Source organism: Pseudomonas tremae (assembly GCF_001401155.1).
GTDB lineage: Bacteria > Pseudomonadota > Gammaproteobacteria > Pseudomonadales > Pseudomonadaceae > Aquipseudomonas > Aquipseudomonas tremae.
The window spans coordinates 1-310 of sequence record NZ_LJRO01000395.1 but is presented as its reverse complement, the minus strand read 5'-3'; the positions used below and the strand labels follow the sequence as shown (position 1 = coordinate 310).

At 53.2% G+C, this 310-nt stretch carries 1 pseudogene; it reads left to right on the top strand.

Annotated features, from left to right (window positions below):
- Positions 1–300: pseudogene (locus tag ALO43_RS22545) on the top strand (DUF1329 domain-containing protein); the annotation flags it as partial.
- Positions 301–310 lie beyond the last annotated feature (10 nt).

Below are 310 nucleotides of genomic sequence, written 5' to 3'. Positions count from 1 at the left end.
CGTTACGAGTGGACGTTGCTGGGCAAACGCGAAATTTATATTCCTTACAACAACTACCGGATATCCAGCCCTGATATTACCTACCGACAGTTATTGCAGGTCGGCCACCTCAACCCGGCTTATACACGCCATGAGTTGCATCGTGTATGGGTGGTGGAGGGCAGGCTCAAACCTACCGCGCGGCACGTCTACTCCCGGCGCACGCTGTACCTGGATGAAGACAGCTGGCAGGCCGCAGTTGTTGATCAATATGACGGCAGAGGGCAATTGTGGCGGCACTTCCCCTTGTTCATGAATAACTAATTCGAAC